Annotated in this window: 22 protein-coding genes; 6 read left to right on the forward strand and 16 right to left on the reverse strand. The window is 68.7% G+C overall.

The genetic code is table 11. The features are described from left to right. Positions 1 to 13 precede the first annotated feature (13 nt). Positions 14 to 1,213 carry a PE-PPE domain-containing protein gene (locus A5781_RS12205; RefSeq protein ID WP_067205699.1) on the forward strand — a complete coding sequence of 400 codons (1,200 nt, stop codon included), beginning with the start codon at positions 14 to 16 and terminating at the stop codon, positions 1,211 to 1,213. 5 nt (positions 1,214 to 1,218) lie between these two features. On the opposite strand, the gene A5781_RS12210 is transcribed toward A5781_RS12205, so the two are convergent. From A5781_RS12210 to thrS, 6 genes are read right to left on the reverse strand one after another with little or no spacing between them, the layout of a single operon-like run. After that, positions 1,219 to 2,244: an NUDIX hydrolase gene (locus A5781_RS12210; protein ID WP_067205702.1), complete on the reverse strand. Its 1,026-nt coding sequence runs from the start codon at positions 2,242 to 2,244 to the stop codon at positions 1,219 to 1,221. After that, positions 2,244 to 3,368, reverse strand: a complete 1,125-nt coding sequence (locus tag A5781_RS12215) for a glycosyltransferase family 4 protein (protein ID WP_067205704.1) — start codon at positions 3,366 to 3,368, stop codon at positions 2,244 to 2,246. Before A5781_RS12215 ends, A5781_RS12210 begins: the two co-directional genes overlap by 1 nt. Then, the gene (locus tag A5781_RS12220; RefSeq protein WP_067205880.1) at positions 3,368 to 4,297 is read right to left on the reverse strand and encodes a phosphatidylinositol mannoside acyltransferase; all 930 of its coding nucleotides are present in this window, start codon (positions 4,295 to 4,297) and stop codon (positions 3,368 to 3,370) included. Before A5781_RS12220 ends, A5781_RS12215 begins: the two co-directional genes overlap by 1 nt. Before the next feature lie 8 nt (positions 4,298 to 4,305). Further along, on the reverse strand, positions 4,306 to 4,938 hold the full coding sequence (gene pgsA, locus A5781_RS12225) for a phosphatidylinositol phosphate synthase (protein WP_067205707.1): 633 nt from the start codon (positions 4,936 to 4,938) through the stop codon (positions 4,306 to 4,308). Next, on the reverse strand, positions 4,935 to 5,498 hold the full coding sequence (locus A5781_RS12230) for an HIT domain-containing protein (protein ID WP_067205710.1): 564 nt from the start codon (positions 5,496 to 5,498) through the stop codon (positions 4,935 to 4,937). Before A5781_RS12230 ends, pgsA begins: the two co-directional genes overlap by 4 nt. A 3-nt stretch (positions 5,499 to 5,501) precedes the next feature. Continuing rightward, entirely contained in the window at positions 5,502 to 7,664 is a 2,163-nt protein-coding gene (gene thrS, locus A5781_RS12235; protein ID WP_082939312.1) for a threonine--tRNA ligase, read from the reverse strand. Between the two features lie 130 nt (positions 7,665 to 7,794). On the opposite strand from thrS, the gene A5781_RS12240 reads away from it, so the two are divergent. Further along, complete coding sequence (locus tag A5781_RS12240; protein WP_067205713.1) at positions 7,795 to 9,375, forward strand: MmgE/PrpD family protein; 1,581 nt, start codon at positions 7,795 to 7,797, stop codon at positions 9,373 to 9,375. Here the strand turns inward: A5781_RS12240 and A5781_RS12245 are convergent. Together A5781_RS12245 and A5781_RS12250 are read right to left on the reverse strand one after the other, a co-directional pair. Further along, positions 9,366 to 9,992 carry a PaaI family thioesterase gene (locus tag A5781_RS12245; RefSeq protein ID WP_067205716.1) on the reverse strand — a complete coding sequence of 209 codons (627 nt, stop codon included), beginning with the start codon at positions 9,990 to 9,992 and terminating at the stop codon, positions 9,366 to 9,368. The genes A5781_RS12240 and A5781_RS12245 overlap by 10 nt on opposite strands. A 31-nt stretch (positions 9,993 to 10,023) precedes the next feature. Further along, the gene (locus A5781_RS12250; RefSeq protein ID WP_067205719.1) at positions 10,024 to 10,908 is read right to left on the reverse strand and encodes an aldo/keto reductase; all 885 of its coding nucleotides are present in this window, start codon (positions 10,906 to 10,908) and stop codon (positions 10,024 to 10,026) included. Positions 10,909 to 10,965: 57 nt separating this feature from the next. Between A5781_RS12250 and A5781_RS12255 the strand changes: the two genes are divergently transcribed. Further along, positions 10,966 to 11,466 (forward strand): DUF1990 family protein, encoded by a 501-nt coding sequence (locus A5781_RS12255; protein ID WP_067205883.1) that lies wholly within the window; start codon positions 10,966 to 10,968, stop codon positions 11,464 to 11,466. 9 nt (positions 11,467 to 11,475) lie between these two features. Here the strand turns inward: A5781_RS12255 and A5781_RS12260 are convergent, their stop codons facing one another. Then, positions 11,476 to 11,913 carry a DoxX family membrane protein gene (locus tag A5781_RS12260; RefSeq protein ID WP_067205722.1) on the reverse strand — a complete coding sequence of 146 codons (438 nt, stop codon included), beginning with the start codon at positions 11,911 to 11,913 and terminating at the stop codon, positions 11,476 to 11,478. Positions 11,914 to 11,991: 78 nt separating this feature from the next. Between A5781_RS12260 and A5781_RS12265 the strand changes: the two genes are divergently transcribed. Then, the gene (locus tag A5781_RS12265; RefSeq protein WP_156624582.1) at positions 11,992 to 12,699 is read left to right on the forward strand and encodes a metalloregulator ArsR/SmtB family transcription factor; all 708 of its coding nucleotides are present in this window, start codon (positions 11,992 to 11,994) and stop codon (positions 12,697 to 12,699) included. Between the two features lie 7 nt (positions 12,700 to 12,706). Here the strand turns inward: A5781_RS12265 and A5781_RS12270 are convergent, their stop codons facing one another. The 5 genes from A5781_RS12270 to fdxA are packed head-to-tail and all read right to left on the reverse strand — an operon-like array spanning position 12,707 to position 15,495. Continuing rightward, entirely contained in the window at positions 12,707 to 13,648 is a 942-nt protein-coding gene (locus tag A5781_RS12270) for a nitronate monooxygenase family protein (protein ID WP_067205730.1), read from the reverse strand. A gap of 4 nt (positions 13,649 to 13,652) precedes the next feature. Next, positions 13,653 to 13,997, reverse strand: coding sequence for a cupin domain-containing protein (locus tag A5781_RS12275; RefSeq protein WP_067205733.1), 345 nt, complete (start codon positions 13,995 to 13,997; stop codon positions 13,653 to 13,655). Between the two features lie 31 nt (positions 13,998 to 14,028). After that, positions 14,029 to 14,454 carry a hypothetical protein gene (locus A5781_RS12280; protein ID WP_067205886.1) on the reverse strand — a complete coding sequence of 142 codons (426 nt, stop codon included), beginning with the start codon at positions 14,452 to 14,454 and terminating at the stop codon, positions 14,029 to 14,031. Beyond that, entirely contained in the window at positions 14,451 to 15,131 is a 681-nt protein-coding gene (locus A5781_RS12285) for a metalloregulator ArsR/SmtB family transcription factor (protein WP_231987374.1), read from the reverse strand. Before A5781_RS12285 ends, A5781_RS12280 begins: the two co-directional genes overlap by 4 nt. Positions 15,132 to 15,138: 7 nt before the next feature. Next, the gene (fdxA, locus tag A5781_RS12290; protein WP_067205739.1) at positions 15,139 to 15,495 is read right to left on the reverse strand and encodes a ferredoxin; all 357 of its coding nucleotides are present in this window, start codon (positions 15,493 to 15,495) and stop codon (positions 15,139 to 15,141) included. 95 nt (positions 15,496 to 15,590) lie between these two features. Between fdxA and A5781_RS12295 the strand changes: the two genes are divergently transcribed. Further along, positions 15,591 to 16,412 (forward strand): class I SAM-dependent methyltransferase, encoded by an 822-nt coding sequence (locus tag A5781_RS12295; RefSeq protein ID WP_067205743.1) that lies wholly within the window; start codon positions 15,591 to 15,593, stop codon positions 16,410 to 16,412. 16 nt (positions 16,413 to 16,428) lie between these two features. Here the strand turns inward: A5781_RS12295 and A5781_RS12300 are convergent, their stop codons facing one another. Then, positions 16,429 to 17,589 (reverse strand): site-2 protease family protein, encoded by a 1,161-nt coding sequence (locus A5781_RS12300; protein ID WP_067205746.1) that lies wholly within the window; start codon positions 17,587 to 17,589, stop codon positions 16,429 to 16,431. A gap of 349 nt (positions 17,590 to 17,938) precedes the next feature. Between A5781_RS12300 and A5781_RS12305 the strand changes: the two genes are divergently transcribed. Next, a complete protein-coding gene (locus tag A5781_RS12305; RefSeq protein ID WP_197503815.1) occupies positions 17,939 to 18,154 on the forward strand; it encodes a hypothetical protein in 216 nt (71 codons plus the stop codon). A gap of 28 nt (positions 18,155 to 18,182) precedes the next feature. Here A5781_RS12305 and A5781_RS12310 read toward each other — a convergent pair whose 3' ends face one another. After that, positions 18,183 to 19,580: a wax ester/triacylglycerol synthase family O-acyltransferase gene (locus A5781_RS12310; RefSeq protein WP_067205752.1), complete on the reverse strand. Its 1,398-nt coding sequence runs from the start codon at positions 19,578 to 19,580 to the stop codon at positions 18,183 to 18,185. Positions 19,581 to 19,585: the final 5 nt, after the last annotated feature.

A 19,585-nucleotide genomic window follows, 5' to 3' on the forward strand; every position in this document is an offset into this window, starting at 1 on the left:
AGGCGGAGCGCCGATGTCGTTTGTGATCACCGACCCCGACGCCATGGCGACGGCCGCCGAGGAGCTGCAAGCGATCGGCTCGTCCGTGGAGGCCACGAACGCGGCCGTGGCCGCCCCGACGACGGGAGTGCTACCGCCGGCCACGGATTCGGTGTCGGTGCGGGTGGCGGCGATGCTGGACACGCATGCCCAGCAGTACCAGGCGCTCAGCGCGCAGGCGGAACTGTTTCACAACCAGTTCGTGCAGACCCTGATCACGGCAAAGAACGCGTACGCCGAAACGGAGGCCACCAACGCGGCCGCCATGCAGTCGTCGACGGGGTCGGACAAGATCGCGCTGATCATGGGAGGCACCGGGAACCCGTCGCCGGATCTCAGGTACATGACGTCCATCGAACAGGCGTATCTCGCCCAGAATTACTCCGGGTACACCCTGGTGAGTTTGCGTACGCCTGAACAGTTTTGGCCGATTACCGGGCTCGGCAGCGAAACCTTCGGCAAGTCGGTCTACCAGGGCGTGGCAACGCTGAACAGTGCAATCCTGACGCAGACCGCCGTGGGCAATCACGTTGTCGTCGTTGGTTATTCGCAGAGCGCGACCGTTGCCAGCCTGGAAATGCGCTACCTGCAAGCTCTGCCGGCCGCCCTACGACCGAGTCAGGACCTGCTGAACTTCGTGTTGCTCGCCGATCCGAACAATCCGATGGGCGGCATCTTGACGCACTTCATTCCGGGCTTCGGGGCGTTTCACTTCGCCACCCCGCTGACGACGTCCTACGCGACCTCCATTTTCACGCTGCAATACGACGCGATCGCCGACTTCCCGCTGCATCCCTTGTGGCTCCCGTCGGACCTCAACGCCCTTTTCGGGTTCCTGGATCTGCACCACACGGTCCCCTTCCTCTCCGCGGCACAAGTCGCCAGCGCCCTCCACCAGCAGATCGGCAACCTGTCTTTCTATTTCATGCCCACCACGCAGTTGCCGCTGCTCGATCCGCTGCGCATGTTCCTGCCCATCATCGGAAATCCGTTGGCAGACTTGCTGCAACCGTTCCTCAAGCCGATCGTCGACCTGGGCTATGCGCCCGGGTTCTTCCCGGGTCCGGTGAGCATTGCCGGGTATCTCGGCCCAGGCGTTGTGTCCGGAATCGGGAACCCGCTGTTTGCGGGATTGCCGCCGTTGGTCTCCAACGGTCTCCCGAGCGGGTTCTGACCGCGTCAGCGGATCGATTGCAGCGGGCCCGGCGCCCGGCCGCCGGCCAGCGCGGCCGCATCGGTGAGAAGTTCGGACAGCTGCATCGGGTACACCGTCTCACCGGCCGCGGCCAGTCGGGCGATGTCAGCGGCATCGCACCACCGGTTGCCGTGGATGTAGCTGCGTTCCAGGTCCGTTCGGTCCGCGGCGGACGGCTCGAACCGGTGGGTGCGGTGCACGAAGTAGAACTCTTCGCTGTCGATCAAGGCGCCGTTGAACTCGAACACCTCGTCGCGCCGCCACACGGGGCCGATCATCTCCGCCGGCGCCACTCGTAACCCGGTCTCTTCGGCCAACTCCCGGGCGGCGGCCTCGGCCAGCCGCTCCCCCTTGCGCACCTCGCCGCCCACGGTGATCCACCACCTCGGCGCGCGATCGCGGGCGATGGCGGGATCCGAACCGCGCAGCAGCAGCACCGCGCCGGTCTGGTCGAGCAGCACCACGCGCGCGGACGTACGGTGGCTGAGCACCCCGTGGTCGCCGTGGGCCAGCGCGTGCGGCCGCTCGACGATCTCGAAATAGCTGGGCAGCGCGGCCGTTCCGCCGAGACGGAGCGTCCGCACCAGGAATCGTTCGCGCAGTGCCAGGGTGTCTCGGACGGCGTCGTTGTGGAAGCGGCGGGCCAGCACCACCCTGGCCTCGGCGTCGGCCAGCTCGGCGATCAGCCCGGTCGGCAGCGACGCCGGATCGACGATCGCCAGCGCGGCCGAGAGCTCGTTCTCGCACGACTCACGCGCCTGCCGGGGCGCGGCCTCGGCGGCGTCGGCCAGCGCGGCCAGCCGCCTGCCCTCCGAGGCACCGCCGTAGGCGTCGATGGCGACCGCACGCGCGACAACCGCGCGCCGCGCCAGCGCACCGTCGAGCGCCTGCCACGACAGGTCGTAGCGGACGTGCAACCGGTCCAGCCGGTTGGCCGTCTGATAGGCCCAGGCACCCAATATCGCGAGGAGCCCCACGAGTATCGCGATGGGGACGATCAGCCACGTCATTAGCTCGCCACCTCGACCTTGGCACCGGACGCGGCGACCGTCTCGTATACCCGCATGATCTGGCTGGCCACCACCGACCAGTCGTAGCGCTGGACCGCGGCCGAACCGGCCGCCACGTAGCGTTCGCGCAGCACATCGTTTTCTAGCACCGAAACAAGGGCATCCGCGAGCGCTACGCCGTCGCCTACCGGCACCAGGCACCCAACTTCGCCGTCACACAACACGCGCCGGAAGGCGTCCAGGTCGCTGGCCACCACGGCGGTGCCGGCGGCCATCGCCTCGACCAGGACGATGCCGAAGCTCTCGCCGCCAAGGTGCGGCGCGCAGTACACGTCGGCGCTGCGCATCGCCGAGGCCTTCCCGGCGTCGTCGACCTGACCCAAAAAGCGAATATGCTTCACCAATTCGCCTGCCTGGCCGCGCAATTCATCCTCGTCACCGCGGCCGACGACGAGCAGCTGCACATCCGGCAAGCGCTGGACCACCCCGGGTAGCGCATCGAGCAGGACCGACATGCCCTTGCGGGGCTCGTCGTAGCGGCCCAGGAACAGCACCGTCTTGCCCGGCCGCGGGTAGCCGTCCAGCCGCGGTGCCGAGGCGAACGAGTCGACGTCCACCCCGTTGGGGATCTCGACCGCGTCGGTGCCCAACGCCTCCATCTGCCAACGGCGGGCCAGGTCGGATACGGCGATCCGGCCGACGATCTTCTCGTGCATCGGGCGCAGGATGCCCTGAAACACCGTCAGCGTCAGCGACTTGGTGGTTGAGGTGTGAAACGTCGAAACGATCGGCCCCGCGGCGATGTTCAGGGCCAGCATCGACAAGCTTGGCGCGTTCGGCTCGTGCAGGTGCAGGACGTCGAAGTCGCCTTCGGCAAGCCACTTTTTGACCTTGCGGTGGGTGGCCGGGCCGAACCGCAGCCGGGCCACCGAGCCGTTGTAGGGAATGGGGACGGCCTTGCCGGCGGACACCACGTAGTCGGGCAGGGCCGCCTGCGGCGAAGCCGGCGCGAGGACGCTCACCTCGTGCCCGCGCCGGCGCATCACCTCGGCCAGCTGCAGGACGTGCGACTGCACCCCGCCCGGCACGTCGAACGAGTATGGGCAGACCATCCCGATCCGCATCAGGTCTCCCTGAGCCGCGCCTGCTTGGCCTCCGACAGGTCTGCCAGCCACTGCGGTTGCAGCATGTGCCAGTCCTCGGGGTGCGCGGCGATGTTCTTGGCGATCTGGTCCGCCAGCGCCTGGGTGATGACGCCGACGTCGCCGCTGCTGCAATCCAGCGGCGGCTGCATCCACACCCGCGAGCGGTCGTCCTCGAACCAGCAATGCGACGGCAGCAGCGCCGCCCCGGTCTCGATCGCGAGCTTCGCCGGGCCCGCGGGCATCCGCGTGGGTTCGCCGAAGAAGTCGACCTGGACCCCGGTGCGGGTCAGGTCGCGCTCGGCCATCAGGCATACCACCCCGTTGTCGCGCAGCCGCTCGCACAGCACCTCGAAGGGTGGTCGTTCCCCGCCGGACAGCGGCAGCACCTCGAAGCCGAGGCTTTCGCGGAAGGCGATGAAGCGCCGGTACAGCGACTCCGGTTTGAGCCGCTCGGCAACCGTGGTGAAGGTGCCGTGTGTCTGCGCGAGCCATACCCCGGCCATGTCCCAGTTGCCGCTGTGCGGCAAAGCGCATATCGCGCCGCGGCCCGCGGCCAGCGCCGCCGCCAGATTGTCCTGCCCCGCGACCGACTCGTGGAGCTGGCTCGCCAGCTTGCGGTGGTCCATCGTGGGCAGCCGGAACGCCTCCCGCCAGTAGCGGGCGTAGGAGGCCAGCGAGGCCCGCATCAACTCGTCGGGCACCTCGGCCGCCGGCACGCCGATGACGCGGGCCAGGTTCTTGCGCAGTTGGTCCGGGCCGCCGCCACGGGCGGCATAGCGCGCTCCCGCCCCGAACACGGTGCGCGCGGCAAACTCCGGCATCGCCCGCACCGCCATCCAGCCGGCCGCGTACCCCCAGTCGCTCGCGGTGCCGGATGCCAGGCGGCGGGGGGTGCCGATCAGACTCATGCCCGGGATCACGGCATGCGCTCCGTCGCGCCGGGCGAGGTCCAGACCGTGCGCAACCGCTGTACGCAGGTGACCACGCTGGCCGCCGCCAGCAGCCACATCGCCACCGGCAGCGCGGGCGGCCAGGCAACGAAGGGAAAGTCGGACACACCGGCACCTAACAGCACGATGATCAACCTTTCGGGTCGTTCGATGATGCCGCCGTCGCCGCGCAATCCGCTGGCTTCGGCCCGCGCCTTGATGTAGGAGATGACCTGCGACGTGACGAGACAGATCAACGTCGCCACCGCCAGCAGCTTGTCGTGCATGCCGAAGGCGATCCACCACAGCAACCCGCAGAACACCGCGCCATCACTGACGCGGTCGCACGTGGCGTCCAGCACGGCGCCAAAACGCGTGCCGCCGCCTCTTTCCCGGGCCATCGCCCCGTCGAGCATGTCGAACAGCACGAAGAACCACACCACGCAACCACCGGCGAACAGCTTGCCCATCGGGAAGAGCGTGAGCGCCCCCGCCACAGATCCGGTGGTGCCCAGGACGGTGACCACGTCCGGCGTCAATCCCAGCCGCAGGCATGCCCTGGCGGTGGGAGTGGTGAGCCGCGCGAACGCCGCCCGCGACAGGAACGGCACCTTACTCATGACTGGTTTGCCCACTCCGTGGCCAGCAGCTGGCGGGTTTCGCGCAGCAACTGCGGGATCACCTTGGACCCGCCGATGATGGTGATGAAGTTCGCGTCGCCGCCCCAGCGCGGCACGACGTGCACGTGCAGGTGTTCGGCCAGCGACCCGCCCGCCGAGGTGCCCAGGTTGAGGCCGACGTTGAAGCCGTGCGGCCGCGACACGTTCTTGATGACGCGAATCGCCTTCTGCATGAAGGCCATCAGCTCCGCGCTCTCCTCGACGGTGAGGTCCTCGAGCTCGGACACCCGCCTATACGGGACCACCATCAGGTGCCCGGGGTTGTACGGGTAGAGGTTGAGGACGGCATAGACGAGCTCGCCCCGCGCGACCACCAGGCCTTCCTCGTCGGACAGTTGCGGGATGTCGGTGAAGGGCTGCTCGGTCTTGCCGTTATCGCGCTTCATCGGCGCTTCGGCCAGATACGTCATCCGGTACGGCGTCCAGAGGCGTTGCAGGTGGTCACTTTGGCCGACGCCCGTGTCCAGGATGGCGTCGTCGGCGCGTTCCTCTTCGGTCACTGTCTACTCACCGCCGGCCATCTTTACGAGTTCGGCTGTGGGAACGGCATTTTGGCGATCGGCGATCCAAGCCACGATGGCGTCGACGGCGCTGTCCCGTGGTACACCGTTGATCTGCGTGCGGTCACCGAAGCGGAAGCTGACGGCATCGGCCTCGACGTCGCGGTCACCGGCCAGCAACATGAACGGGACGCGCTGGTTGGTGTGGTGCACGATCTTCTTGGCCATCCGGTCGTCGCTGGCATCCACCTCCACCCGCAGACCGTGCGATTTGAGCTGCGCGGCAATGCTTTCCAGGTAAGGCACGTGTTCGTCGGCGACGGGGATGCCGACCACCTGCACGGGCGCCAGCCACGCCGGAAACGCGCCGGCGTAGTGCTCGGTGAGGATGCCGAAGAACCGCTCGATGGACCCGAACAACGCGCGGTGGATCAGCACCGGCCGCTGACGCGAGCCGTCGGCGGCGGTGTATTCGAGTTCGAAGCGTTCCGGCATGTTGAAGTCGAGCTGGATGGTCGACATCTGCCAGCTCCGGCCCAGCGCGTCCTTGACCTGCACCGAGATTTTCGGGCCGTAAAACGCTGCGCCGCCGGGGTCGGGAATCAGCTCCAGCCCGGAGGCCACGCCGACGTCGCGCAGGACCTCGGTGGCCTCGTCCCATATCTCGTCAGATCCGGAGTACTTCTCCGGGTCCTTGGTGGACAGCTCGAGATAGAAGTCGTTGAGCCCGTAGTCGGCCAGCAGATCGAGCACGAAATGCAGCACCGACGCCAGCTCGTCACGCATCTGCTCGCGCGTGCAGTAGATGTGCGCGTCGTCCTGAGTCATGCCGCGCACCCGGGTCAGGCCGTGCACCACGCCGGATTTCTCGTAGCGGTACACGCTGCCGAACTCGAAGAGCCGCAACGGAAGTTCGCGATACGACCGTCCGCGCGACCGGTAGATCAGGTGGTGCATCGGGCAGTTCATCGGTTTGAGGTAGTAGTCCTGGCCCGGCTTGCGCACCGTGCCGTCCTCGTTGAACTCAGCGTCGAGATGCATCGGCGGGTACATTCCGTCGGCGTACCACTCCAGGTGACCCGACGTGACGTACAGCTGCGCCTTGGTGATGTGCGGCGTGTTGACGAACTCGTACCCCGCCTCGATGTGCTTGCGCCGCGAGTACTCCTCCAGCTCCCTGCGCACGACGCCGCCCTTGGGGTGGAAAACCGCCAGCCCGGAACCGATTTCGTCGGGGAAGCTGAACAGGTCCAGCTCGCTGCCGAGCTTGCGGTGGTCGCGGCGCTGGGCTTCCGCGAGCAGCTCGAGATGGTGGTCCAGCGCCTCCTGGGACTCCCACGCGGTGCCGTAGATGCGTTGCAGGCTGGCGTTTTTCTGGTCACCCCGCCAATAGGCGGCGGAGCTTCGGGTCAGCTTGAACGCCGGGATGTGCTTGGTGGTCGGGATGTGCGGCCCGCGGCACAGGTCGCCCCAAACCCTATCCCGGGTGCGGGGATTGAGGTTGTCGTAGGCGGTGAGCTCGTCGCCGCCGACCTCCATGATGTCGGGGTCGCCGGACTTGTCGTCGACGAGTTCGAGCTTGTACGGCTCGTTGGCCAACTCCGAGCGGGCCTCGTCTTTGGACTCGTAGACGCGGCGCTCGAACAGCTGTCCCTCTTTGACGATCTGGCGCATCCGTTTTTCCAGCGCCGCCAGGTCCTCGGGGGTGAACGGCTCCGCCACATCGAAGTCGTAATAGAAGCCGTCGGTGATGGGCGGCCCGATGCCCAACTTGGCGTGCGGGAACAGACCCTGGACGGCCTGGGCCAGCACGTGCGCGGCCGAATGCCGGATGACGCTGCGGCCCTCGTCGGTGTTGGCGGCGATCGGGGCGACCTCGACGTCGGCTTCGGGCACCCAACTCAGGTCGCGCAACTTGCCGTCGGCGTCGCGCACCACGACGACCGCGTCCGGGGCACCCCGGCCCGGCAGCCCCGCCTCCCGCACTGCGGCCGCCGCGGTAGTGCCGGCAGGAACCCGGATCGGGGCCTGCGGCGATCGCGAGCCCGGCTCGCCCGGGCGCTGCGGGTCGCCGCCATCGGCCTGCGGCGATCGCGAGCCCGGCTCGCCCGGGCGCTGCGGGTCGCCGCCATCGGCCTGCGGGGTGGGCTGTGCGGCGGCACTCATCGGGTCAATTCTCCAGGCTTGGACATGTCGGAACGATCGCGACCATGCTATCCGTGTGGCCGACCACCACCCCACACCGCCGGGCCAACACTGATTGACCCCTCGGTCGAAGTGCGCCTACCGTGCCAGCGTGGTTACCACCATCGAACGGTTGGCGGGGTGGGCCGCTGACCTGCGTCTCGACGATGTCCCCGACGCCGTGGTCGACCTGTGCCGCACCCAACGCCGATCCGTGTTCGCGGCCACGGCCGCATCGGCCCGCGACGTCGCGTCGCGGCGCGTGCTCGCCGGCGTCGAAAGCTGGGCCGGCGATGGACCCGCGGTGGTGCCGGGATTACACCGTTCCGTTGCCGTCGACGACGCCCTCTACGCCGCGGCCGCGTTGTCGATCGCGCTCGACTTCGACGACTACATGTGCTTCGCTCACGCCGGCCACTCCGCCGTATGGGTACCGGTACTCCTCGCCGCCGAGACCGGCGCCGCGGCGGCCGAGCAACTAACCGCCCAGGTGGCGGCCAACGAGCTCGAGGCCCGCCTGGGCGGCGCCTGCCTGCTCGGGCCGCTCAATGGTCAGTTGTGGTCGTTCGTGCATGCCGCCGGAGCCGCCGTCGGCGCCGGGCGGCTGCTTGGACTCGATGCGGACCGGCTGGCGCATGCCCTGGCCCTTGCTCTCTACCAGGCTCCCCGCGCCACCGTGCCCGGGTTCATGGCCCCCGATTCGAAGCTGCTGACGGCAGCGGAACCGACCCTGGCCGGTGTCCGGGCCGCCCGCCTGGCCGCCAACGGCGTCACCGGCCCCCTGGATGCCCTCGACCACCCGCAAGGCTTCTTCGATGCGTTCGCCTACGCGCCGCTGCCCGCACTTCTGGGTGGGCTCGGCACCGGTTGGGCGACACGGACTCTGAGCGTCAAGCGGTATCCGGGCTGCGCTTATGTCGACACGACCGTCGACGCGCTGCACGAACTCGGGCCGCCGCCACCCGACGAGGTCGCGTCGGTGGTCGTCGATGCGGGCGTGCTGACGTGCGGGATGGATGCCATGTCGCACGGGTACACGGCCGAGCGCGTGCCCACACCGGTGACTATCAACTTCTCGATCCCGTGGACCGTTGCCGCCACGCTTGTTGCCGGCCGGCTCACGCCGGACGAAGTCAACGAGGAATGGCTGGCCGGCCACCACCGCGAACTCGCCGAGGTCGCCGCCCGGGTGTCGTTGCGGCACGACTGGTCGCTCACCCTGCGGACGGCCGAAGCGATGGCACCGCTCCTTCCGGTTCGCGCTATGACAGTCGGCACGCCAACCCGCCGGCTGCTCGGCGCCGTCCGGCGAACTCGCAGGGAACACAAGGGCGTTCGCTTCGCCCTCGGCGACGGCATCGCTCTGCTCCGCGCCCTGCGAGATGGCCGAGTCGGCGCGGCCGGACGAGCGGCGACAGGACAGTTGTGGGCGCCGGCAGCGCTTGACGCGTTCACCATGACTTTCCCGGCCCGGGTGCGGGTGAGGTTGCGCGACGGCCAGGAGTTAGCGGCCGAATGCGGTGTTCCCCACGGCGGAGCCGGCAATGTGAAAACCAGTCCCGATGCCGTCAGCCGCGAAAAGCTTTTGGCGAGTGGACCTGCGGTGTGGGGCCAAGAGCGGTGTGACGACATCGTCGAGGCGATTGACGCCGACGCCGACGACCTGTGGCGCCTGCTGGGCCGTCAGGGCTGACCCGGCTTGAGCCGCACGAACAGCGCGTTGGCTTCGGTCAGCAGCGTGTCGCCGTCGGCCAACCGGCCGGAGACGAAGATCTTGCGCCCGTCCACCCGGTCGATGCCGGCGTCGAACTGCAATTCCTTCTCGATCGGCACGATGTGGCGGTAGTCGATCTTCAGGTAGGCCGTGCGCTGGTAGGGACCCCCGGTGAGCACCGAGGACGTCAACCCGAGCACGCTGTCGAACAGCATGCCCAGGCAGCCGCCGTGCACGGCGCCGTTGCGGCCCAGGTGAAACCGGGCGAACCGGGCCGACCCCTGGATGCGGCCGTCCTCGGTCTTGCGGGCCTTCATGGGCACGGACAGGATGTTGCCGCGCATCGGCAGGTCCATGCGGCGCCCCGACGGGGACGCCCACTCGTCGGCGTCGAACGGAGTCAGCAGTGTCGACACCTTGTCCAGCAGGTTGGCGGCCTCGGTGATCACCGCGTCGGGCGCGTCGACGGCGCGGGCATGGTCCTGCAGCGTGCGCACGGCATCGATGAACCTGCCGTAGTCGGGCCCGCCCTTGGTCGTCGGCTCCGGCGGGTTGAACCCGCCGCCGCGGTGCTGCTGATGTTCCGCCACCAGCACACCGTATTGCGCGGGAGAAGGCGCGGCGCGGTCAGACCGTCTGTTGAGCCCCGGCCGCCGAGAGGGTTTCGAATTCGTCGTCGGTCAGTGTGATCTCGGCGGCGGCCACGTTTTCCTCCAGGTGCGCCACCTTCGAGGTGCCCGGAATCGGCAGCATCACCGGCGACCGTTTCAGCAACCAGGCCAGCGCCAGTTGCGACGGGCTCGCGTGGTGCTCGCCGGCGATGCGCTGCAGCGGGCCGTCGGGGGCGGCCAGCGGCCCGGCCGCCAGCGGGAACCACGGGATGAAGCCGATGCCCTGCCTGGTCGCGGCGTCCAGCAGCGGTTCGGCGCCGCGGGCGGCCAGGTTGTACATGTTCTGCACCGACACGATCTCGGTGGTCCGCTGGGCCTCCGTGAGTTGGTCGACGTTGATCTCGGACAGGCCGATGTGGCGGATCTTGCCCTCGTTCTTCAGCGTCAGCAGCTCGCCCACCTGGTCGGCGAGGGGGAAGTCGGGGTCGATGCGGTGCAGCTGGAACAGGTCGATGGTGTCGACGCCGAGGCGGCGCAGGCTCATCTCGCATTCCTGGCGCAGATAGGTCGGGTTGCCCAGCGGGATCCAGACGTCCGGTCCGGTGCGCAGCAGCCCCGCCTTGGTCGCGATCACCAGGCCCTCGTAGGGATGCAGCGCCTCCCGAATGATGTCTTCGGATATGTAGGGGCCGTAGGAGTCCGCGGTGTCGATGAAGTTCACGCCGAGCTCGACGGCGCGGCGCAACACCCGGACGCATTCGTCGCGGTCGGCCGGCGGGCCCCAGACACCCTTGCCGGTCAGGCGCATGGCGCCGAACCCGAGCCGGTTTATGGTCAGGTCGCCGCCGAGGGTGAAGGTTCCGGACGCTTCTGCAACAGTTTTCGAGTTTTGTGCGGTCACTTTTACGACCGTACGCCGGAAATGTCGCCGCGCATCTCGGCGTGGCAAGCTGAGCGGGTGGACTTAGCAGCGCTCGAGGAACTCCCGCTGACCTATCCCGAGGTGGGGGCGACCGCATCCGGCAACTTGCCCGCGGGATACGGCCACCTGCACACGGAGAGTCAGATCGGCACGGGTCAGCAGCGCTTCGAGCGGGCCGCCGACGCCGTCATGCGCTGGGGCATGCAGCACGGGGCCGGGCTGCGGGTGCGGGCCAGCTCCGACATCGCGGAGGTCGGCACAGTTGTGGTGGTGCGCATGGGTTTTCTGCCCGCGCCATGCCGCGTGGTGTACGTCGTCGACGAGCCCGACATCCGTGGATTCGCCTACGGCACGTTGCCGGGACATCCGGAGTCCGGCGAGGAGCGCTTCGTCGTCCGGCGCGACCCCGTCACCTCCGCGGTGTTCGCGGAGGTGACGGCGTTCTCGCGGCCCGCGACCTGGTGGAGTAAAGCCGCGAGGCCAGTGGTGTCGGTGGCCCAGCGCGTCATCGCCAAACGCTATCTGCGCGGGGTCTGAGCCGGCCGGTTACCGGCGCCCGATGCTGCCGGTGTGCACGCCCTGCGCCAGCCGGGCGAGTGCGATGGCGCCGACCAGCAGACCGAAGTCGCGCAGCGCCACGTCGTAGAAGCCCGGCCCGGTGACGAGGTCGACGATGATCCCGGCCAGCCACGCCGCGACCACCCATGCGCCGAACCGTGGCACAACGGCGACCAGCACGCCGGCCACGATCTCGATGACGCCCACCAGATACATGCATTGATCGGCGGTCCCGGGCACCAGGTCGTTGATCCAGCCGGCCAGGTACATGCTCCAGTGATGCGGATGGGTCAGCACGTTGAAGAACTTGTCCAGCCCGAAGACTATGGGCGCGATGGTGAAAACGGTGCGCAGGGCGTAGTACGCCGACAGCGCCGGGTCCTTCAATTGGGCGGTGAGCGGTGGGGTGGCGTTGGTGGTGCTCATGGATTCCTCCTTCTAACAGATAATAGTCTGAACGTTAGAACCTGTAGACTGTAGCGTCAAGAGTTTTATCCGTTAGAAATGGCTGTTGACGTGGACGACGACTCCCTGGAACGCGACGCCGCCGGCATCGGGGCGCTCGCCGACCCGGTGCGCCGCGAGCTCTACCGGTTCGTGTGCGCCCAGCCGGCGCCGGTGAGCCGCGACCAGGCGGCCGACGCGGTTGGGATTGCGAACCACCAGGCCAAGTTTCACTTGGATCGGTTGACCGCCGAGGGCCTGCTGGAAAGCGACTACGCGCGCGTGACCGGCCGATCCGGACCGGGCGCGGGGCGGACGTCCAAGCTGTATCGCCGGGCGGGCCGCGACATCGCGGTCAGCCTCCCCCAGCGCGAGTACGAATTGGCGGGACGCTTGATGGCGAAAGCAATTGCCGCGTCCTCCTCCACGGGTGCGCCCGTTGTCGAGCTCCTCAACGGGGTCGCGCACGACTACGGGCAGACCATCGCCGCCACGTCGCGCCGGCCCACCAGCCCGGCCGCCGGACTCAAGTTCGCCGTCAAGGTCTTGAGCCGATACGGCTACGAACCCCGCGCCGTCGGCCGCAGGATCGAACTCGCCAATTGCCCGTTCCACGCGCTCGCGCAGGAGCAGACCGAACTGGCCTGCAATATGAACCACGCACTCATCACCGGCGTCGCCGATGCCCTCGCGCCGCACGGTCCCGACGCCCGGCTGTGCCCGGGGCCCGACCGCTGTTGTGTCGTGCTCACCCCCGGCGACCGCTAGGCGGACGCTAGGAGCCCCAGGCGCTCAGCAAACGCTGTGCGCCCGAACATATTTCGTCGATCACCTCAGCCACCGACGCATCGTCGCGGATCATCCCGACGCCCTGACCGGCGTCCACGGGCGCGACCCGGCGGTCGTCGGCGGCGATGGAGGCCGCGAGGTCGTCGCAGGCCTGCGGATTGAGCGTGTCCTCTTTACCCGTCCAGCGCTCGACGAAGTCGTTGGTCAGCACCCGGGACGGGAATCGCGCGGGCCACGGCCGGGCCTGGGCGACGTCGAAGGCCCGGGTGACCGCTGTGTCGGTGGCCCGGGCCGCGATCAGCGCGCGGCGGCTGCCGTCGCCGGAGAGCGCCTCCGGGCACGCGGCCAGGCGGGTGCCCACCCATGCCCCGCTCGCACCGGCGGCCAGCACGGCGGCCAGGCTGCGCGCCGAAGCGACGCCGCCGCCCGCGAGGACCGGCACCGAGACGGCGTCCAGCACGGTGTCGAGCAACGGCAGCGTCGCGAGCTTCGTCTCACCGTGACCGCCACCCTCGGACCCCCGGGCGACCAGAATGTCGACGCCGGCGTCGGCCGCCTGACGCGCGCCCACACTGTCGTATACCTGTGTGGCGGTGGGGATCCCGGCGTCGTGCGCCTTGGCGACCCAGGACCAGTCGGTTCCGAAACTGACCGACAGCAGGGCCGGCCGCGCGGCCAGAGCATCCTCGAGCAGCCCCGCCTCGGTGCGCATCACCCAATCGACCAGGCCGATGCCGAACGATCCGCGCACGTGCTGCAGCTGGGTTTGCAGCAGTTCCCTGGTGGCGACGCTGCCCATGCCGACCATGCCCAGGCCGCCGGCCGCGGTCACCGCCGCGGCCAGCCGACCCCCGGCAACGCCGCCCATGGGCGCGTTGACGATCGGCACCCGCAGCCCGAACTCCCTTGACCAGGGCGTGGAAAGCATCCGGCTAGTGAACCGACGGAATGGTCTTCAGCACGGTCAGCATGACCACCGAATCCTCGACCGCAAGCAGGGCGTGCCGTTCTGTCGGGATCGCTACATAGTCGCCGGTTCTACCCTCCCAGGCGTCACCGCCGGCGGTCAGGCGCACGTGGCCCTGCAGCACCTGCAGCGTTGCCTCCGCGGGGCCGTCGTGTTCGGAAAGCTCATGGCCGCCAAGCAAAGCCAGCACGGTCTGCCGAAGTTCGTGGCTGTGGCCACCATGGATGGTGTGGGCGGCCCGCCCGCTGTGCGATTCCTTGGCCTCGGCCAGCTTTTCCGACGCGAGGCTGGTCAACGAGATCGATTCCATAGCTGAGTCCTTTGCGGTTGAACGGACACGATCAGGCCGTCAGTAGCAGTATCCCCGCCACGACCAACGCGATTACCTTGACCACCTCGAAGCCGACGTACACGTAGTGGGCTCGGGAGCGCGGACCGTCCGACCCGGCGAGCACCCTGTCCGAGCGGCGGGTCAGTCGGGGCCGCACCGCGATCAACTGCACGGCCAGCGCTCCGGCCGCGACGAAAATCGAGACGGTGACGCCCATCGTCGTCGGCCCCCCGGCCACGATCGCCACGAGAACCAGGGCGAAGCAGACCTCGACGGTGTTGAGGCCCCTGAACACCAGCCGCCCGATGCCGAGCCCGATCTGCAACGTCACGTTGGGAGCGCGGAATTTCAGCGGAGCTTCCAGGAACGAGATCGCCAGCACCATGCCGAGCCACACGAAGGTGACCGCAACCGCGATCGCCGGCCCCGTGCTCATTTGGCCGCGGTCCGCGGCGCCAGGTGCGCCACGCACAGATCCGGTTCGACGAACGCGTCGAGCCGATCGACCGACACCGGCGCCCCCCAGGCCTCCATGGCGCCTTGCATGAGGCCCAGATGCACCGGGCACACGACGGCGGTCCGATTTTCGGCCAACTCCAGGAACGGGCAGTGCCGCAGGCCGACCTGTTGTTCCCCGTCGGCCGCCCGGCGTTCGGGCGCGAAGCCGAGCTCGTCGAGCATGTTGACCAAGTGGTCGATGGCGTCGTCGGCGCTGGCGGGTTCGCTGGGCACCGCCTCCAGGCTGGCATCCAGTTTTTGCCCCCAGGCCCGGCCCGCGGCCAACGCCTTGGCACCGGCATCGCGCTCTCCGGCGAACGCCACGGCCAAGATCTCGGCGAGCAGGCGATAGTGCCGCGTGCCGCCGCGGTCCATCTGCCGGACCGCGCGGAACATCAGCGGCGGGCGGCCCGGCCCCTTGCGATCCAGCTCGACGTGCTCCACTTGCCCGTCACCGACCAGGCTGTCGAGGTGGAAGCGGACGGTATTCGGGTGCACGCCCAGCACGTCGGCGATGGCGGCGATGCTCATGGGATCGGGCGACGCCCGCAACACCCGCAGGACCGCGCGGCGGCGGCTGGCGGATTCCCCGATCGACGTCTGCGACAACTTCACGGGACCCTCACGCTCCTTCCGCTTGGTCAGCCCTCGGCTGAGCGGCCACCAAAGGCGTGTCTACACCGAGCGGACCCATCTTGGCCGCCCCACCCGGCGATCCCAAGGGCGCGTCGCGGCCCGGCAGCGTTTCAGCGAAGAACGCCTCGTTGTCGGCCAGGTACGGTCTGAGCTCCTCGGGCAGGTCGTCTTCGTAATAGATGGCATCGACCGGGCACACCGGCTCGCACGCGCCGCAGTCCACGCATTCGTCGGGGTGTATGTACAGCGCGCGGCCGCCCTCGTAGATGCAATCGACGGGACACTCGTCCACACAGGCGCGATCCATCACGTCGATGCATGGCTTCCCGATCACGTACGTCATGGGCTAGAGTTTACACAACATTGCTTGTAAAAACGAGAGCGTTTGGGAGAACCCGGAATGCCACCTCTGAAAAACCCTGCGCGGCAGGCGGTCTGATGATCAAGCCACAACCCGATTCCCGGGCTCCCCTGCCCGCGGCGGGCCGCGCCGACGACGCCGTCGCGGGTCATTGGCTGCTGGCCCGGCTCGGCAAACGCGTTCTTCGGCCGGGCGGCGTCGAACTCACCCGCACACTGCTGGCCCGCGCCGAGGTGGCCGGCGCCGACGTGGTCGAGTTGGCCCCCGGCCTGGGCCGCACCGCCACCGAGATCCTGGCCCGCCACCCGCGGTCGTACGTCGGCGCCGAGGGGGATCCCGACGCGGCCAACGTGGTTCGCGGCGTGCTCACCGAGCTCGGCGTCGAGAATGGCGCGGTCCGGGTCGCCGACGCGGCGGCCACCGGATTGCCGGATGCGAGCACGGATGTCGTGATCGGGGAGGCGATGCTGAGCATGCAGGGTGACGCGACCAAGCACGCCATCGTCGCCGAGGCGTCGCGAGTGCTGCGGCCGCGAGGCCGGTATGCGATCCACGAATTGGCCCTCACACCGGACACCGTCTCGGAGGAGGTCAGCACCGACATCCGGCAATCGCTGGCGCGCGCGATCAAGGTGAACGCGCGGCCGCTGACGGTCGCGGAATGGTCGGGGCTACTCGCCGACCACGGGCTGGTGGTTGACCACGTCGCGACCGCGCCGATGGCCCTGTTGCAGCCGCGCCGACTGGTCGCCGACGAAGGGCTGCTCGGCGCGCTGCGGTTCGCCCGCAACGTGCTGGTCCACCGGGACGCCCGCAAGCGGGTCCTCACGATGCGCCGCACGTTCCGCCGGCACCGCAAGCAACTGGCCGCCGTCGCAATCGTCGCCCACAAACCCTGACCCCGCGCGACATCGACTAAATGCTTTGCGCCGACGCCGGTTTCGCGTCTTCTGGGTGGGCGAGCCGATAGACCTCGATGAGGCGCGCCACATCGGTGGGCGTAACGATGCCGACCACCTGCGCGCCGTCGAACACCAGGGCACGGCTGCGGGGACCGGCCGGTGCCATCCGCTCCAGCAGGGCGGTCAGCGGCTCCTGCGGCGTGCCTGACGGCACCTCTTGCAGCGGTTGCGCGACCTGCCCCACGGTGACGGTGGCGCGCTGGCCGGGCGCGACCTCACGCAACCGACTCAACGTGATCAGACCGGTAATGGCCCCGCTCCGGTCGACGACCGGGTACGCCGAATGGCGGTCACCGAGCACATAGCGCTGGACGAAATCGTCGACGGTGATCCAACCGGGCGCGGTATGCGGCCCGGCGGTCATCGCGTCGGCGACGCGTACGCCGGAGAACATCTGCTGGGTCGATATCCGCGTCTCCTCCTCGCGACTGGCGGCGAAGATGAACCAGCCGATAAACGCCAGCCAGACACCGCCGACCACACCGCCCAACAAGAATTCGGCCAGTCCCAGCCCGATGAGGATGAAGGCGACCACCCGTCCGGCGTGCGCCGCCCCGATGCTCGCTCGCACGCTGTCCCCGTGGCGGCGCCACAGGATGGCCCGCAGCACCCGGCCGCCGTCCAGGGGTGCGCCGGGCAACAGGTTGAACAGGCCCAGCAGCAGATTGATGGCGGCCAGCCAGGAAGCGACCCCGATCACGATGGGAGCGGCGCGCACGGTATGCAGCGCCGCGACCAGCCCGCCGAAGGCGGCGGCCAGCGCGAGGCTGGTGGCCGGCCCGGCGATCGCGATCCGGAAGGCCGCCTTGGGCGTCTTGGCCTCGCCGCCGAGGGTGGTCACGCCGCCGAAAAGCCAGAGCGTCACGCTCCCCACGGACACCCCGGCGCGGCGGGCGACGACGGCATGCGCGAGCTCGTGCGCCACCAGCGACGCCAGCAGCACCAGCGCGCCGCACGCTCCGGCCAACCAGTAGGCGCCGTGCGAATATCCTTTGACGGTTCCGGGCAGCGTGCTGGCCAGGCTCCAGGTGAACAACCACAGGATGACCAGCACGCTCCAGTGGACGTTCACCGGAAATCCGGCGATCCGCCCGATTGGGATCGCGTCGCGCACGTCAAACCTCCAAAGTCGTTGAGCAGAGCCGGTTCGACTGCCGTCTCTGGCTCGAAAGTAGGGCGCCGCCGCGGCCGCCGCTAGGGCACTAGGACCCCGCGCGGGCGGCCAATCGGCCTGCGTGGGACACGGTCAGAATTCGCACCGGCGTCCCCGGCAGAAGCGGGTCCCGGGCAGCGTCGCCCGGGCCCACCACGGCTGTTGCGGGCGCCGGCTCCGGTGATGACTTTGGGCCCTATCCGCAATCTGCGCGTGACGGAATAATGGCGACGTCTGACGTAACTTGGCTGGTGCGGTTGCGGCTGAACGAAGGAGCATGGCGGCTATGGGCGGTATTCCAACGTTGTCGTTGACCGACTCTGACGTGGACGTCCTGGCTTCGGAATTCCTGCAATCGCGGTATCTCGGCCCGATTTATGCCGACTGGTCCCCCGATCGACGCCTCGACACGTTCCTGCGGCGCCGCGGCCTGTCGCGTGTTGCCGACGACGGCGACCTGTCCAATACCGTCCTGGAACGCATCATGGCCCACGTCGGCCGCGCCTCGCAGCGGGCGCGAGGCTGATTGCGACAGCGGCCCCTGGCGCCGGTGCTCAGTCGGCAACGCCTACTGCCGCTTCGAGCTCGGCCAGGCACTCCTCGGTCCACGGGATGAGCGTCTCGATATCGGGCACCACGTCGCGGCCCGCGGCATAGCCGAACCCGATCCGGTCGGCGTACGCGCATGTCGTGATGTTGAGCGCGTGACCGTCGTAGACCGTCGACACCGGATACATCTCCTCGATTCGAGCGCCGTTCCAATACATTTCGGCTACCGGTCCGCGAACGTGGGAAATCGGCAGGTTGTATCCGGTCCGGATTTTCGGCGTGAACGGCAGCAGCGGGCCGACTGCCGTCGCTGCGATGCTGCCGGCGTTCGTCAGCAGTGACGCCGCCGCTCCCCGTTTGGCCACCCAGTGCTTGCCCTCGGACATGGATCGATGGATCGCGTTCAGCCGGGCCAGTGGGTCATCCAGGTTGGTGCCCAGCGGACACATCCACAGCCCAAACCTGTTGCCGTGCTGATCGTTTCGTGCCTCATGCTCGGGGTCGCGCACCGTGATGGGGCAGACGGCCACCAGTGACCGGTTGGGCAGTTCCGCGCGATCAGTCAGCCAGCGGCGCACCACGCCGGCCGCCATCGCGGTGAGCACGTCGTTGCCGGTCACGCCGGCCGCCTGCCGCACGGCTTGGATGCGATCTTTCGCCCAGCTGCCCGCGGCGACCGCGCGCTCGGGACCCACGCGGCCGTTGAACCGGGTGTAGGGCGCCCCCAGGGGCAGCACCGTGGTGTGCCCGACCAGGGCATCCAGCACCGTCGCAACCTCGCCGGTGGCCACCCGCCCGATCAGCCCCACACTCGACGCCGCCGCACCGGTCAGCGACCGCAGCGGCGCGACCAGACGAGACACCAACCCGGCCGAAGCCGGCGGCGAAGGTTCGGGACGGCAATCGGCGTAAAACGGCGGCATCGACCGGCGGTCGGGATCACTGCTGAGCGCGTCGGTGATCATCTGAAAACCGGCCACCCCATCGGTCACGCTGTGATGCACCTTGATGTAGAACGCGAAGCGCCCCCCGTCGAGGCCGTCGATCAGATACGACATCCACATCGGCCGGCTCCAGTCGAGGCGCATCGCGTCCAGCTCCCCGATCAGCCTCCAGAACCCATCCCCGGACACCGTGCGGCGCTGGCAATGTCGGCTCACATCAACGGAATCCATGTGCCGCCAGACCCACATGCCACCGGTCTCCACACCGCGATGCGGATACCTGCGGAGCCTCGGATCGATCGGGTCGTTCCCGCCCAGCGTCTTCCGGTGCAGTTCGTCGACGTAGTCGGGCCCGGCGCCGTCAGGCGGCGACAGGATCAGCACGGCACCGACGTGCATTGGGTTGGACACCCACTCCGCGGTCATCATCGCCGCGTCCAGCGGATCCAGCGGGTTCATTCTCC

Source organism: Mycobacterium sp. 852002-30065_SCH5024008 (genome assembly GCF_001665645.1).
Classification (GTDB): domain Bacteria; phylum Actinomycetota; class Actinomycetes; order Mycobacteriales; family Mycobacteriaceae; genus Mycobacterium; species Mycobacterium paraffinicum.